The following is a 12,691-nucleotide window of genomic DNA, read 5'->3' as shown; positions in this document are numbered from 1 at the left end:
CGGGGCTGTTTTGAGGCGTTTGGTAACAAAATCTTCAAATTCGGTAAAAAAATTCTTTATTCATTCCCCTGAGTGCAAGGCTTCGACCGCTCTGTTCCGTGAGCGACGTCGTTTCTGGGATGCATTGGCGTGGTTCTTGCGTAAAGAATAAAGAACGGCACCGTTGCTTTCTTTTTACGAGTCAGTAGCGGTGCGCATCGCTCGTCTTGCAAAGGTGGTTTTATGAGTAGTGCTGCTAACTCTTCCGAGCTTGAACAGGGACTGAAACCCAGACACATCACCATGTTGTCGATTGCCGGTGTGATCGGTGCCGGTCTGTTCGTCGGTTCAGGCCATGCCATTGCTGAAGCAGGCCCTGCCGTGCTGCTCGCGTATGCTGCAGCCGGGACGCTGGTCGTTCTGGTAATGCGCATGCTGGCTGAAATGGCTGTGGCTTCTCCCGACACCGGCTCGTTTTCTACCTATGCGGATCGTGCCATCGGACACTGGGCCGGTTTCACCATCGGCTGGCTGTACTGGTGGTTCTGGGTGTTGGTGATTCCATTGGAGGCCAACGCTGCCGCGACCATTCTGCATGCCTGGTTCCCCAACGTGGCGATCTGGGTCTTTACTCTGGTCATCACCTTGCTGCTGACGGCGACCAACCTGTTCAGCGTGAAGAATTACGGCGAGTTCGAGTTCTGGTTCGCACTGATCAAGGTGGTGGCGATCATCAGCTTTGTGGTGTTGGGTGTGGCGGCCATCTTCGGCCTGCTGCCGACCAGTGATGTCAGCGGTGTCAGCCATCTGTTCGACACACAGGGGTTCATGCCCAACGGTATGGGTGCCGTGCTGGCAGCGATGCTGACCACGATGTTCTCCTTCATGGGCACCGAAATCGTGACCATCGCGGCGGCCGAGTCCAAGAATCCGGGCAAGCAGATCACCAAGGCCACCAATTCGGTGATCTGGCGGATCTTCCTGTTCTATCTGGTTTCGATCTTTATTGTGGTATCGCTGGTGCCGTGGAACGACAGCCGTCTGGCTGACGTGGGTTCCTATCAGACGGTGCTGGATGTGATGGGTATTCCCAACGCCAAGCTGATCGTGGATCTGGTGGTATTGGTCGCGGTGACCAGTTGCCTGAACTCGGCGCTCTATACCGCTTCGCGCATGTTGTTCTCCCTGGGCAAGCGCGGCGATGCTCCGGCCTTGTCCACGCGTACCAGTAAAGGCGGCACGCCTCACTGGGCTGTGATGCTCTCGACAGCGGCGGCTTTCCTGACCGTGTTCGCCAACTATGTCGCTCCGGCGGCGGTGTTTGAATTCCTGCTCGCCAGTTCGGGGGCAATCGCTTTGCTGGTGTATCTGGTGATCGCCGTTTCCCAACTGCGCATGCGGCAGAAGCGCATCGCCAAGGGCGAAGCCATCGACTTCAAGATGTGGCTGTTCCCCTGGCTGACCTGGGCGGTGATCTTCTTCATCGTGGCCGTGCTGACCGTGATGCTGGTTCAGGAAGACCATCGCATTGAAATCATCGCCACCGGCTTGCTCAGCCTGGCCGTGATTGCCGCAGGCCTGCTGGTGTCGCGTAACCGCAAGGCTTCCCGGCTCGGAGCCACTGCGTTGAGCTGATCGCTCCTCGGGAACACGACCGTAGGAGCGGATTTATCCGCGAAGACAGCATTCCAGGCAATGCATGTGTTGCTGATTCGCTGGCCTCTTCGCGGATGAATCCGCTCCTACATTGTTTTGTGTTGTTCAGCGCTGGCCTTTTGAATCCCGCTTGACCAGCAATTCGGAGGCTTTGTTGTAGTCGGCCTGGAATGCTGCGCTGCCGATCCATTCGACGGCGGTGTCCTCGTCTTCGTCGTGGTACAGGGCGCGGTAGGTGATGAGCAGGCCCATCATGAAGTCGGTGGCCTGTTCTTCGTCTTCTTCGCTGATGACCAGGGCCAGGACCGGGTATTGAAGGAAGACGACGCACAGCGCCAGCTGGCTGATGGCTTCGGCCGCTTTCATGGCGGCGAACAGGTCTTCGTAGTCCGCCGGGTCGAAACCGTTTTCGACGATGTCCGCGAAATCGAAGGTACTCAGGTCGATTTGCACGTCATCGAACGGCTGATCCACCAGAGCCGATGCAAAAACAGGGTGAATGACGTTCTGTGAAGACTTGCCCGAGCGGTTCTGTTTGGCCTTGATCTTGGCGCGCTTGGCACGTTTTTGCTGTTTGTCTGGCGAAGCCATGAACGGGTCCTTTGGCAGGCGATAAGGTGCAATGGCGGCCATTGAACCCCAGACCGTCTGAATAACCAAGCGATGTGAAGAGGCAGCGCCCAATGAAAACCCGCACAAGGCGGGTTTCATGGGGGGACATGACACGTGTCAGCCGTCGCGTCGGACCGGGGTGGCGAACATGCTGACCGCTTCCACGGCTTCGCTGGCACCGTCACGAATCTGGATGATGACTTGTCCGGCCTGATCGGCCAGGGTCACGCCCCGAATCGCGCCTTCCTGAGTAGTGCTCATGCTGGCGACGGCTTCGCGGGTTTCGTTCAGGATCTTGCCGATCATGTCCGCAATTTCCGTTGTGGAACCACTGGTACGCCCCGCCAGTTGCCGGACCTCATCGGCTACCACTGCAAAGCCGCGACCCTGATCGCCTGCACGTGCCGCCTCGATCGCCGCGTTGAGTGCCAGCAGGTTGGTCTGGTCGGCGATACCGCGAATCGTGTTGACGATGGCCGTGATCTGCTCGGAGCGAGAGCCCAGTTGCCCCACCAGCTTGGCAGATGCGCCGATACTGTCTGCAATCTGGCGCATTTCGCGCGCGGTTTCCTGAATAACCAGTGTGCCTTGCTCGGCCACTTTCTCGGTTTCTGTCGAGATGTGGTAGGCCCGAGAGGCCCCCAGCGAGTCGGCTTCCTGTTTCTCCACGCGCTCTGTGATGTCGCTGGCGAACTTCACGATCTTGCAGAGCTTGCCTTCGGCGTCATAGACCGGGTTGTAGGTTGCTTCCAGCCAGACCACCTTGCCGTGCTTGCCGATGCGCTTGAACTGGCCGCTGAAAAACTCACCCTGATTCAGCCGGCGCCAGAACTCGCTGTACTCCGGACTGTTGACCAGGCTCGGTTCACAAAAGCCGCGGTGGTGCTTGCCTTTGATTTCATTCAAGGCATAACCCATGGTGTGCAGGAAGTTGTCGTTGGCAGACACCACGTTGCCATTGAGGTCGAACTCACACACCGCCATGGCTCTGTCGACGGCCGTCAGCTTGCCGCGAGACTCGCTTTCCTGCATGACCTTTTGTGTGACGTCCAAGGCGTATTTCACCACCTTGAAGGCTTTGCCCTGGGCGTCCAGGACCGGGTTGTAACTGGCTTCGAGCCAGACGCTGTGCCCGTTTCTGTTCACGCGCTGGAAGGTGCCCGACACGAAGCGTCCGGCACGCAATGAGGCCCATAGCTCGCTGTACTGGCTGCTGCGTACCAGTGCAGGCGAACAGAACTCGCGGTGATTCTTGCCGATCAACTCTTCGGCACGGTAGCCCATGGCTGTCAGGAAGTTATCGTTAACCCGGATGATCTTGCCATCCAGATCGAACTCCGCAACCGCCATCGAACGTTCCAATGCCCCCATCAATCCCTTGAGTCCATCAACCTCGGCCTTCATGGCTGTCAGTTCAGCTTTGATTCTTGTCCCGAACATAACCTGCCCCAGTGCTGTTTTACGTACTGACACTCACGATGATATCGACCTGACAGTGAACGACATTAATCTGTCGGAACATTATTCCGATCGACGGAATGGCCAAATTTATGGCGTCAAAAAGCAGGGTCTGTTTTTGAGTGCTTCAGTGGCTGGAAGCACTCTTTTGAAGGCTTTGGGAGGCGGTCATCCTTGTGCTTACAAGGTGCGTCTGAAGGCCGGGTTTTCAGGGTTATAGCCCTTGTCGACCAGCGCTTCTTTCAGTCGGCTCTCCAGTGAGCCGCCTTTGCGGTGCAGAGCATCCAGAATGATTGCCGACCGGGAATCCCCATGACTCGATGACTGCCCACGCACCGTTTCCGCGTAGGAAAGTCCTTTGTCTAGCGCCTGCATGCCCGGAGGGGTGTGGCTGATGAAGGCTTCTGGTGGAAGACCGCTCAAGCTCTTGAGCTTCTGCCCCAGTTCCTGGGCTTGCTGAAAATCGCCTTTCACATAGAGGATGGCCGAGTCGGTCCTGCTTCCGTACCTTTCCGGGCCATCCACTTTCCCGCTGAAAATGGAGTCCTCGTTTTTGACCATGGCTCCCATGGCCTTGATCAACTGGCTGGCATATTGCGGTTGGACGCCAATGGTCAGGCGGCCCATGGTTTCCGATTTTTCACGCACAGGTTCAGGGGTGATCCTGTAGAACTCCTTGCGTGCATTGGGGTTCTCCTTGATGAATGGACCCAGAAGGCGATATTCCTTATTCAGCCCGTCCATGCTCTGAGGCGATACGCTGACGCCTTCATGAGCGTTGATCCTTCTGAGTCTCATCAGATAGGTATCTTGCTCTGCTCTGTTCATGGGGGTGACCGTGGGCTTGGCCTCTTTGAAAATATCGTAGATATCCTGCTTTGTAGGCTCCTTGAGTTTTTTCGCCTTCTTCGCCCAGTCATACAGGCTGGCGAAGGCCTCCTTGCCCTGGGGAACCCCACTGTCCGGTGTTACAGCACTCGCCGCCGAGCTGCTCTGGCCTTGTTCGATCCGCGCCTGCTGCACATCGAAGCGCTTGCCCAGCATTCTTTCCAGACGTGGTGCCGACGGGGTGGCGGCAGCCTTTTCGTTCAGCACCTGGGCGATCTGCGAGCGCTGGCTCTGACCGCCCAGCAAATGAGACGTGCCACTGAAGAACTTGTCGACCATGGCCTGTTTGTCGGGCTTCGACACCGCCAGCTTGCCGTCTGCGGCTGCACGGATTTCATACTGCTTGCCGTTGACTTCGATCCGTCCATGAGCCTTGAGGGCATGGACGTCAACGTCTGAATGTCTCAGTGCTTCAACGCTGGCGAAGCGCGACTGGATGGTGTTCACAGGTGGGTTCCTTGTCGAGCGATTGAAGAGTGGAAAGGTGTTTCAGGTACGGCGAGACGTTCAGGGGCGAATATCGCGCCAGCTTTTGAGCCACTCGACCATTGTTGCGATTTCACGCATCAGGACCGGTACGCTGAGCTTCTCTCGCGGGATGCTTTGATAGGCGAAATACAGGCCGCTCCGCTCGTCCCAGCCAAGCCCGGGGCCGGCGGTTAGCATCGGATTGAGTGCGCCGCCCAACAGGCGTTGCAGCGGTGGGTCCTTGGGCAGCTCAAGCAGGCCGATGATCAGCAAGCGCTCATGTACGTCGTTGCAGATCAGTTTCAGCGCAAAGGTTTCGTCGATGACCAGGTTGCAGATGCCTTGGGCATCAAATGCCAGAGGTCGCATTTCAAGGCGTTTCGAGAGATCGATGAGCAACGTTTTGTAGAAAAGGCCACTCATGGTCAGCCCTGTAGACGAGAGGAATTAAAGGGTGAGTGGAAAATGACGGGATGGGGTTCCATCGTGGATGAATATTTTTTCGGCCACTGCTTTTAGAGGCTGACGTCGGCATTGAGGGGGTTAAAAACATTTCGACACAAAACGCGGTGAACTAATTCGCATGCGGCACGATCCCTCCCTTTGCGCAGTCAGCGCGCCCCTGATGCATCAGTGCCTGCGGGCCGGGCATCAGTCCAGGGTTGTCAAACGATAAGGAGCCGTCGTGACCGCTATTACCCACCCCTCCTACCGAAGCACGCCAGGCCCGCTTCATGCGATCTTGCTGGCCGGAACCGTTCCCCTGTTTCTCGGCGCTTTGCTGAGTGATCTTGCCTACTTCAATACCTTCCAGATTCAGTGGAGCAATTTTGCATCCTGGCTGATTGCCGGGGGGCTGCTCTTCTGCGGGCTGGCGCTGCTGTTTGCACTGGCCAATCTGATCCGGGCCGAACAGAAGTCAGGGCGCCCACGGGTGTACTTTCTCCTGTTGCTGGTCTCCTGGGTACTGGGGCTGATCAACGCCTTTGAACATGCGAAGGATGCATGGGCCACCATGCCGTTGGGCCTGTTGCTGTCCGTTGTCGTGACGGTGTTGAGTATCGCAGCGGCATGGACCGGGCTGACCAGCCTGCGTTCGGGAGGTGCGGAATGAGACCTGCGAGCGCATTGACTGTCTTGAGTATGGCGCTTCTGTTGAGCGCCTGTGGTGGCGAAGCGGACAGCACCCAGTCTCTGGGACCTGATCCCAAGCTGCCCGAACCTCAGCGTGGCCTGTTGCCGAGCATGAGGATTGCCGAACCCGTGGCTTGGGGAGATCAGAAGCCCACCGTGCCTCAGGGTTACAGCATCACGGCCATTGCGACCGACCTCAGAATTCCACGCCAGACCCTCGTCCTGCCCAATGGTGACATTCTCGTTGCAGAAGGTCGTGGGGGCGGTGCTGCGAAGCTCAAGCCCAAGGACGTGATCGCCAGTGTCATCAAGGCCGAGGGCAACACCAAGGTCAAAGGCGGCAACCGTCTGACATTGCTTCGCGATGCCGACGGCGACGGCCAATACGAGCTGAAAACGGTATTTGCCGAAAATCTCAACGCGCCTTATGGCCTGGCCTTTGCCGATGGCAAGCTGTACGTGGCCAACCAGGATGCGTTGGTACGCTTTGATTATGCAGAGGGTCAGACCAAGGCCAGTGGTCAGCCGACCAGGCTCGCCGACCTGCCTTCCGCGATCAACCACCACTGGACCAAGGCCCTGACCATCAGCCCGGATGGTCGCTTCCTGTATGTCGGGATCGGCTCCAACAGCAATGTCACCGAGCGCGGTATGGAAGTGGAGGTCGACCGCGCCATGGTGTGGCAGATCGATGCCGAGACGGGTGCCCACAAGCCTTATGCAACCGGTCTGCGCAACCCGACGGCGTTGACGATTCAGCCTGAGACGGGGCAGTTGTGGACCGTGGTCAACGAGCGGGACGAACTGGGACCTGACCTGGTGCCGGATTACCTGACCTCTGTGCGTGAAGGCGGGTTTTACGGCTGGCCCTATAGCTACTGGGGTCAGAACGTCGATCCTCGTGCGCAACCACAGAACCCGGAACGGGTGGCGGCCGCCATCAAACCCGATTACAGCCTCGGCTCGCATGTCGCGGCACTCGGTGTCGACTTCTCCATCCCGGCTATGGGCGAGAAATTCACCGATGGGGTGTTCGTCGGCGAGCACGGCAGCTGGAACCGTGACAATCCAGTGGGCTACAAGGTGATTTTCGTACCGTTCAGCAACGGACGTCCCGCAGGTGATCCGATAGATTTCGCGACCGGCTTCCGGGGTACCGACGGCAAAACCCGTGGTCGCCCGGTGGGTGTCACCGTCGATCCGCGTGGTGCGCTGATCATCGCGGATGATCTTGCTAATACCGTCTGGAGAGTGACGCGTAATCAGTGAGTCCTGAGGCCTCATCGTTTACCGCACAGCGGCCATCACGGTCGCTGTGCGATGAGTGATGGGGCTTTTGCTCAGGTACGAGCCCGCACCAGTTGCCCCATCGACACTTCGTTCGTGACGTTCTGCAACTTCTCTTCACCCGCCTGCATCACGGTACATATCCGCAGCACAGCCTGAGCATCCGGTTCATTACCTGACGTGCTCAGTCGTTCGGCAATGCGCAGCAACTCCACGGCCGACCACTTCAGGTCGGCGGCAACGCCTTGCAGGTCACGACGCAGGTCCTGGTTGGGTTTGTTCAAGGGCATCTTTGTCTCCAGAAGGGCACTGGGCCGCAGTTGCAGTCAATGACAGTGTCGAGTGCCGGCTTTCTTGTCGTTATGACAGTTTGCTTTGTCGGTTCGCCCAGCATGTGTGGCGACTGAAAGGGAGGTCACGGTGAGACGAGCCGCGAGGAGGAGGGGGGGTGAGCTTCATGACAGATCCTTCTGCTGATACATCCTTGAGGCTTGCCGAAGTTTCAGAATGCTCGGGCAGGCAGAACACCATACTGAGCCCGTTGGATGGCTCCTTGATGTTGCTCGAATATAGCAAAGGTCAATTCGAGACAGGCAGAAAATTTATGGGGGGCCTTTGGGGGGATTGGAAGAAAGGTTAGGGTCGATTTGATTCTGGTCAGGCGGCGATGGCTTCTACCCAGTCATTTCCCTCAAGGGCGAAGGTGGCTGTTTCGGTTGGAGTGGTCGAACGTAGGGCTTGGTAAGGCCCATATTGGATGTGGCAATAAGCGGAATACAATCCGCGCATTGCTATGTCTGCCGGCCCGGGAATACCCTCTGCGCCTCGTTTCTCCCAATTAGCAATGGTCTGGGTGTCCACGCGTAAAATTTCTGCCAGTTCCAGTTGTACCAAATCCTGCTCCTTGCGCAGGAAGCGGAACTGGTGCCCTGTCATGGGTGAGGTTTGTTGGACGATGTCAGCAGCGATTGCCCTGTGCAGACCTTCAATATTCTCGATTGAAACGCCGGTGCCATAGGTCGTCTCCACGATGGTGTAACCATTTTTCAGGAAGATGCCGTTCAGGCCGCTGCCTGTATATTCGTACATTTTCATATTTCCCAAACAGTGATAGTGACGAGTTGGCTTGGTTCTGGCTCAGGATTCACGGCAACTACTACACATACGATATCCCGTGGAGAAGGTTCGCTCATCCGGAACTCGATGTTCTTATGCTGATGGTTGTAGGTCGGGCCTCTGACTATGGAGCCGCGTGCCAGGCAACGAATGACTTCAATGGTCGAAACGCCTCTTTCTACCATGCGTTCCAGGCAGTGATCGGTAAATACCACCCGAGCTGAGTCCCGTGCCAGGACATGTACCAAATCCTCCAGTTGTTGTTTTGTCCAAAGCGATTCGATTTTCATGCTGACCTATAAGATTTATAGGTCGTGAAAAGCTAAAGCACAACCCCTGTCACTTAACTGGAAGCCGGGTCTGAGACTCGGAGCCGACTTTCTGGAAAGCGCGGACTATAGGGCTATAAGCGTCCAAGGGCATTGAATCGTGTATCGATTGAGAAAATTGAGACGGTTCTGAACTCATCGAGGGTTTTAACTGCTTGGGTTAGTGCAGACCTCCTACATTCATGGCGTGATTTTGTCTCGTAGCCTTCAAATCTCAGCCCCGACCCCGCGCAAAAATGTCATCAGGCAAGGATTCTCATTGTCAGGGTTCCAGGCCACGCCAAACTCTATGTCAGCAGGAGCATCGATCGATTTGAACACAACCCCGGGCAGTTGCATCTTGCGCATGGAGGTCGGGACCAGTGATACGCCAAGGCCTTCGGCGACGAGATTGACGATGGTCTGTTGCAGGTGGGTCTGGATGCGGATCTGGGGTTCAAAGCCTGCGGCGCGACAGCCATTCATGAGGGCATCGTGCATGAGCGGTGCGTTGACTCTCGGGCAGGCAATGAAGGGTTCCTGGCTGAGGAGGCTGACATCGAAAGGCTCCGCCGATGCAAGCGGATGGTTGGCAGGTAATACCGCGCACAAGGGCTCGGCGTGCAGGCGGTGATAGCGCAACTGAGGCCTGTCAGGCATGGGGAAGGTCAGCGCCAGGTCCGTTTCGCCTTTTTCGACGGCAGGCCCGAGGTCTTTGGGAAGCAGCTCGTTGAGGTTCAGGGTGACGGCAGGATGCGCATCCGTGTACTGCTTGAGCAGTGCCGGCAGCAGGGTCCATGCGGCGACGGAAGTGAAGCTGACGTGCAGCTCGCCCCGCTCGCCGCGTGTAGCCGCCCGGGTCGAGCGCACGGCCAGATCGAGAGCACCGGTAATTGTCCTGGCATGTTGCAGAAACTCCATACCCGCCGCTGTCAGGGCCACAGAGCGCGAGTGGCGGGCGAACAGTGTGACGCCGACTTCCGCTTCCAGAGCGGCGATCTGGCGGCTCAGAGAGGGTTGCGTGAGGTGGAGTCTCTGCGCTGCCTTGCTGAAGTGCAGGGTTTCGGCCACCACAATGAAGTTGCGAAGTTGGCGGTGCTCGATCATCTATGTGTTTTTCGTATGGATTGAGCTGAAATCAAGCATTGGACAGCATGGATTGTCAATTCTAAGCTCGCCGCCTTCGTCTTCGTAAACGAGCTGTTTTCATGCACACCGTTCTTGCCGTGGTTCTGCCGATCTTCGCGTTGATTCTCGTAGGGTTCATCTGTCGCAAGACAAACCGGCTGGGCGACAAGGCGGCTTCTGAAATCAACCGCATGGTGGTGTGGCTGTGCCTGCCGGCCCTGCTGTTCAAAGTCACGGCGACGTCAAGCTGGGAGCAGATCTGGCAGCCGGGTTTTGTGCTTGCATTCAGTGCGGGCTGCCTGCTGGTGTTCTTCTCGACCCTGATATGGCGCTTGAGGCAGCGCCATACCCTGGTGGAGGCCAGTATCGACGGGCTGAGTGCTGCCTATGCCAACACGGGCTATATCGGGATTCCTCTGTGCCTGCTGGTGTTCGGCCAGCCGGGTCTTGAGCCAGCGTTGATTTCCTCGCTGATTGTGGTGTGCGTGCTGTTTGCTGTTTCCGTGGTATGCATCGAGATCGGTCTGCAAGAGGAAAAGCAATTAGGGCGTGCGGTGTTGACTGTACTGCGTGCGCTGTCCAGAAACCCCTTGGTGGTTTCTCCCATCCTCGGCGCAGGATGGGCCATGACCGGATTGGGGCTGAGCGAGCCGGTCATGCATTTTCTCGACATGCTGGCTTCTGCGACCACGCCCTGTGCGCTGATTTCTCTCGGGTTGTTTCTGGCGCAAAAACAGCAGGGTCGCCAGAGCGGAGCATGGCCTCTGGTTGCGATCAAACTCATCGGCCAGCCGCTGCTGACGGGGTATCTGGCATTCAAGGTCTTCAACCTGCCGACGCTATGGGCGCAGGCAGCCGTATTGTTGAGCGCACTGCCCACCGGAACGGGGCCTTTCATGCTGGCTGAATATTACGAGCGGGAGGCGGGTGTCGTGTCACGCAGCATTCTGCTGTCCACGATCTGCTCGCTGGTGACGCTGGCGGTGTTGCTGTATTGGATGGGGATTTGAGAAGGCCGTATTGAACTTTGGTTGTTAACTTTGTGGCTCATGTCTTGCTTGAAGCACCCTGTTACCGTCGCCCGTTTTTGGCTGGGCTGCAGAAATTGTAGGTGTAGGCGTAAAATCATCTTCGCATATTGCGTTTTTTATCCACCGGAGTCCCCATGGCATTGATGTTTTTTCACATTCCCAGGACTGGGGGATCAACGGTTTGGCATAGCCTGGCAGGTGTTGCTGCGAGGCAAAACAAGACCATTGCTGACCTTTACCACCAATCCAGGGAAATAACAGGGCACCCGTTCGCTCCAGAGGAGGCGGTCCAGTATTTCCATGATTTTCTGAAGCAAACAGGCCTCTGCTTCAATGAGGATGTCATTTACCATCACCACACCTATCAGCATGTGCCTTACTTGCTCGATTCAGATCAGTTACAGCGTGTGACCTTAATTCGCGATCCAGCGAGTCGTCTGGTATCTGAAGCGTTCTACATGCGTCGTTTCATCCGCGAGGAGCAGGCGAAGATTGATGCGGGGGAAGCGCCCTCGGAAGATTACGTGGTTCAACGTGAGCAATACGGTGAAGTGCTGTTCCACGAGATGATTGCGGCGGACGTCGACCCTGATGCACTGGTATTGGGATTTGCGCGTCATCATCAGAATTATTACCTGTCTTACTTCTCACACTTTGTTAAGTCTCGGTACGGTTGGGAAACCTTCGATGAGGTTTCCGCCCTGGGTCTGGCTCAGGAGGTACGCCAGTTATTTATCTGGATAGGTCAGTTTCCTGCATTGGGGGAATTCATGCAGGTGTGCGGGCTGCTTGCCGATCTGGACATATCCGTCAAGCAGGACATGCAGCACATCACCAACGGCAGTGCGGCGCCTGAGCTCAAGGAAGAGACCTTGGCGCAGATCAGGGCCATCAACAAGCTTGACTATTTATTCACTGATTCATTGTTGCAAGCGTACGACAAGCGTTTGCTTGATCGCCTGATCGATTTGAAAGAAAAGAAGATTTCTCAAGGCGAGAGTAGCGTGCATCCCCTCAACGATGAATTGGCCAGACAGACGCTTTTGGCGCAAGAACGACTTGATGAGAGTGCAACCGCTGAAAGGCGTACAGAAGAACTGCTGGACAAGATGGCTGCCTCTGATAAGCGCATCGAGGCATTGCTTGGTGAGATTGCCGCTTCCAATAAGCGGATAGAGGAGCTGGAGCGTTATAAAAGCCGGTTTCAGGCAATGAACAACTCAACATCGTGGAGAGTCACCGCGCCGCTGCGCAAGGTTGGCTCATGGATGAAGCGTTAAAGGCTGTCACGAGGCGCGTAGTGTAGCGCCGTACTCATCTCGCTCTTGGTCTTGCATGCGAGCACAAGAGCGGGATATTCGCCTGGGGCAGGGCTGAATGATCTAGAGTGCCCGGCCGATCTTGCCAATGAACATACGGCCCAAATGAAAAACCCCTGAGACCTTTCGGAATCAGGGGTTTCGGTATTAGTGGTGCCCAGAGACGGAATCGAACCGCCGACACGGGGATTTTCAATCCCCTGCTCTACCGACTGAGCTATCTGGGCAACGGGGCGCATTAGACGTGTTTTTCAGGAGGTCGTCAAGCGCCATGTTGAAAAAAATTTGAATTATTACCGACGCTTAC

Annotated in this window: 13 protein-coding genes, 1 tRNA gene and 2 pseudogenes; 5 read left to right on the top strand and 11 right to left on the bottom strand. The window is 56.6% G+C overall.

Annotation, left to right across the window (positions count from 1 at the left end; all coding sequences use genetic code 11):
- Positions 1-222 precede the first annotated feature (222 nt).
- The gene (gabP, locus tag ACIPY9_RS04450; RefSeq protein ID WP_400697314.1) at positions 223-1,614 is read left to right on the top strand and encodes a GABA permease; all 1,392 of its coding nucleotides are present in this window, start codon (positions 223-225) and stop codon (positions 1,612-1,614) included.
- Positions 1,615-1,740: 126 nt separating this feature from the next.
- Here the strand turns inward: gabP and ACIPY9_RS04445 are convergent, their stop codons facing one another.
- The 5 genes and pseudogenes from ACIPY9_RS04445 to ACIPY9_RS04425 form a co-directional block, all read right to left on the bottom strand.
- On the bottom strand, positions 1,741-2,226 hold the full coding sequence (locus ACIPY9_RS04445) for a hypothetical protein (RefSeq protein ID WP_400697312.1): 486 nt from the start codon (positions 2,224-2,226) through the stop codon (positions 1,741-1,743).
- A 138-nt stretch (positions 2,227-2,364) separates the two neighbouring features.
- Positions 2,365-2,808, bottom strand: a pseudogene (locus ACIPY9_RS04440) (methyl-accepting chemotaxis protein); the annotation flags it as partial.
- A 102-nt stretch (positions 2,809-2,910) separates the two neighbouring features.
- Positions 2,911-3,597 (bottom strand): annotated as a pseudogene (locus ACIPY9_RS04435) (PAS domain-containing protein); the annotation flags it as partial.
- Between the two features lie 288 nt (positions 3,598-3,885).
- The gene (locus tag ACIPY9_RS04430; protein WP_400697311.1) at positions 3,886-5,040 is read right to left on the bottom strand and encodes a T3SS effector HopA1 family protein; all 1,155 of its coding nucleotides are present in this window, start codon (positions 5,038-5,040) and stop codon (positions 3,886-3,888) included.
- A gap of 60 nt (positions 5,041-5,100) precedes the next feature.
- Positions 5,101-5,484: a CesT family type III secretion system chaperone gene (locus tag ACIPY9_RS04425; protein WP_400697309.1), complete on the bottom strand. Its 384-nt coding sequence runs from the start codon at positions 5,482-5,484 to the stop codon at positions 5,101-5,103.
- Between the two features lie 262 nt (positions 5,485-5,746).
- Between ACIPY9_RS04425 and ACIPY9_RS04420 the strand changes: the two genes are divergently transcribed.
- A complete protein-coding gene (locus tag ACIPY9_RS04420; protein WP_400697308.1) occupies positions 5,747-6,175 on the top strand; it encodes a DUF2231 domain-containing protein in 429 nt (142 codons plus the stop codon).
- Positions 6,172-7,464, top strand: a complete 1,293-nt coding sequence (locus tag ACIPY9_RS04415; protein WP_400697306.1) for a PQQ-dependent sugar dehydrogenase — start codon at positions 6,172-6,174, stop codon at positions 7,462-7,464. Before ACIPY9_RS04420 ends, ACIPY9_RS04415 begins: the two co-directional genes overlap by 4 nt.
- 71 nt (positions 7,465-7,535) lie before the next feature.
- Here ACIPY9_RS04415 and ACIPY9_RS04410 read toward each other — a convergent pair whose 3' ends face one another.
- The 5 genes from ACIPY9_RS04410 to ACIPY9_RS04390 form a co-directional block, all read right to left on the bottom strand.
- The gene (locus ACIPY9_RS04410; RefSeq protein WP_400697305.1) at positions 7,536-7,772 is read right to left on the bottom strand and encodes a hypothetical protein; all 237 of its coding nucleotides are present in this window, start codon (positions 7,770-7,772) and stop codon (positions 7,536-7,538) included.
- 36 nt (positions 7,773-7,808) lie between these two features.
- Positions 7,809-7,901, bottom strand: coding sequence for a YHYH domain-containing protein (locus ACIPY9_RS04405; protein ID WP_400697304.1), 93 nt, complete (start codon positions 7,899-7,901; stop codon positions 7,809-7,811).
- A gap of 238 nt (positions 7,902-8,139) precedes the next feature.
- Positions 8,140-8,577 (bottom strand): helix-turn-helix domain-containing protein, encoded by a 438-nt coding sequence (locus ACIPY9_RS04400; protein ID WP_400697302.1) that lies wholly within the window; start codon positions 8,575-8,577, stop codon positions 8,140-8,142.
- Positions 8,574-8,783 carry a hypothetical protein gene (locus ACIPY9_RS04395; RefSeq protein WP_400697425.1) on the bottom strand — a complete coding sequence of 70 codons (210 nt, stop codon included), beginning with the start codon at positions 8,781-8,783 and terminating at the stop codon, positions 8,574-8,576. Before ACIPY9_RS04395 ends, ACIPY9_RS04400 begins: the two co-directional genes overlap by 4 nt.
- Before the next feature lie 351 nt (positions 8,784-9,134).
- Positions 9,135-10,013, bottom strand: a complete 879-nt coding sequence (locus tag ACIPY9_RS04390) for a LysR family transcriptional regulator (RefSeq protein ID WP_400697301.1) — start codon at positions 10,011-10,013, stop codon at positions 9,135-9,137.
- Between the two features lie 101 nt (positions 10,014-10,114).
- On the opposite strand from ACIPY9_RS04390, the gene ACIPY9_RS04385 reads away from it, so the two are divergent.
- Positions 10,115-11,044 carry an AEC family transporter gene (locus ACIPY9_RS04385; protein ID WP_400697299.1) on the top strand — a complete coding sequence of 310 codons (930 nt, stop codon included), beginning with the start codon at positions 10,115-10,117 and terminating at the stop codon, positions 11,042-11,044.
- A 155-nt stretch (positions 11,045-11,199) separates the two neighbouring features.
- Positions 11,200-12,345 carry a hypothetical protein gene (locus tag ACIPY9_RS04380; protein ID WP_400697298.1) on the top strand — a complete coding sequence of 382 codons (1,146 nt, stop codon included), beginning with the start codon at positions 11,200-11,202 and terminating at the stop codon, positions 12,343-12,345.
- A 190-nt stretch (positions 12,346-12,535) separates the two neighbouring features.
- Here ACIPY9_RS04380 and ACIPY9_RS04375 read toward each other — a convergent pair.
- Positions 12,536-12,611 (bottom strand) — tRNA-Phe (locus ACIPY9_RS04375).
- Positions 12,612-12,691 lie beyond the last annotated feature (80 nt).

The sequence above is a fragment of the Pseudomonas sp. NPDC089734 genome (genome assembly GCF_044748865.1).
Taxonomy (GTDB): domain Bacteria; phylum Pseudomonadota; class Gammaproteobacteria; order Pseudomonadales; family Pseudomonadaceae; genus Aquipseudomonas.
The sequence above is the reverse complement of the archived record's forward strand: the minus strand, read 5'-3'. Positions and strand labels throughout refer to the sequence as shown.

Bases quoted from the DNA above. Each gene is read 5' to 3' on its own strand.
- ACIPY9_RS04390 (WP_400697301.1), bottom strand. From the start codon at position 10,013: ATGATCGAGCACCGCCAACTTCGCAACTTCATTGTGGTGGCCGAAACC.
- ACIPY9_RS04380 (WP_400697298.1), top strand. From the start codon at position 11,200: ATGGCATTGATGTTTTTTCACATTCCCAGGACTGGGGGATCAACGGTT.
- ACIPY9_RS04400 (WP_400697302.1), bottom strand. From the start codon at position 8,577: ATGAAAATGTACGAATATACAGGCAGCGGCCTGAACGGCATCTTCCTG.
- ACIPY9_RS04385 (WP_400697299.1), top strand. From the start codon at position 10,115: ATGCACACCGTTCTTGCCGTGGTTCTGCCGATCTTCGCGTTGATTCTC.
- ACIPY9_RS04425 (WP_400697309.1), bottom strand. From the start codon at position 5,484: ATGAGTGGCCTTTTCTACAAAACGTTGCTCATCGATCTCTCGAAACGC.
- ACIPY9_RS04415 (WP_400697306.1), top strand. From the start codon at position 6,172: ATGAGACCTGCGAGCGCATTGACTGTCTTGAGTATGGCGCTTCTGTTG.
- gabP (WP_400697314.1), top strand. From the start codon at position 223: ATGAGTAGTGCTGCTAACTCTTCCGAGCTTGAACAGGGACTGAAACCC.
- ACIPY9_RS04410 (WP_400697305.1), bottom strand. From the start codon at position 7,772: ATGCCCTTGAACAAACCCAACCAGGACCTGCGTCGTGACCTGCAAGGC.
- ACIPY9_RS04445 (WP_400697312.1), bottom strand. From the start codon at position 2,226: ATGGCTTCGCCAGACAAACAGCAAAAACGTGCCAAGCGCGCCAAGATC.
- ACIPY9_RS04395 (WP_400697425.1), bottom strand. From the start codon at position 8,783: ATGGTAGAAAGAGGCGTTTCGACCATTGAAGTCATTCGTTGCCTGGCA.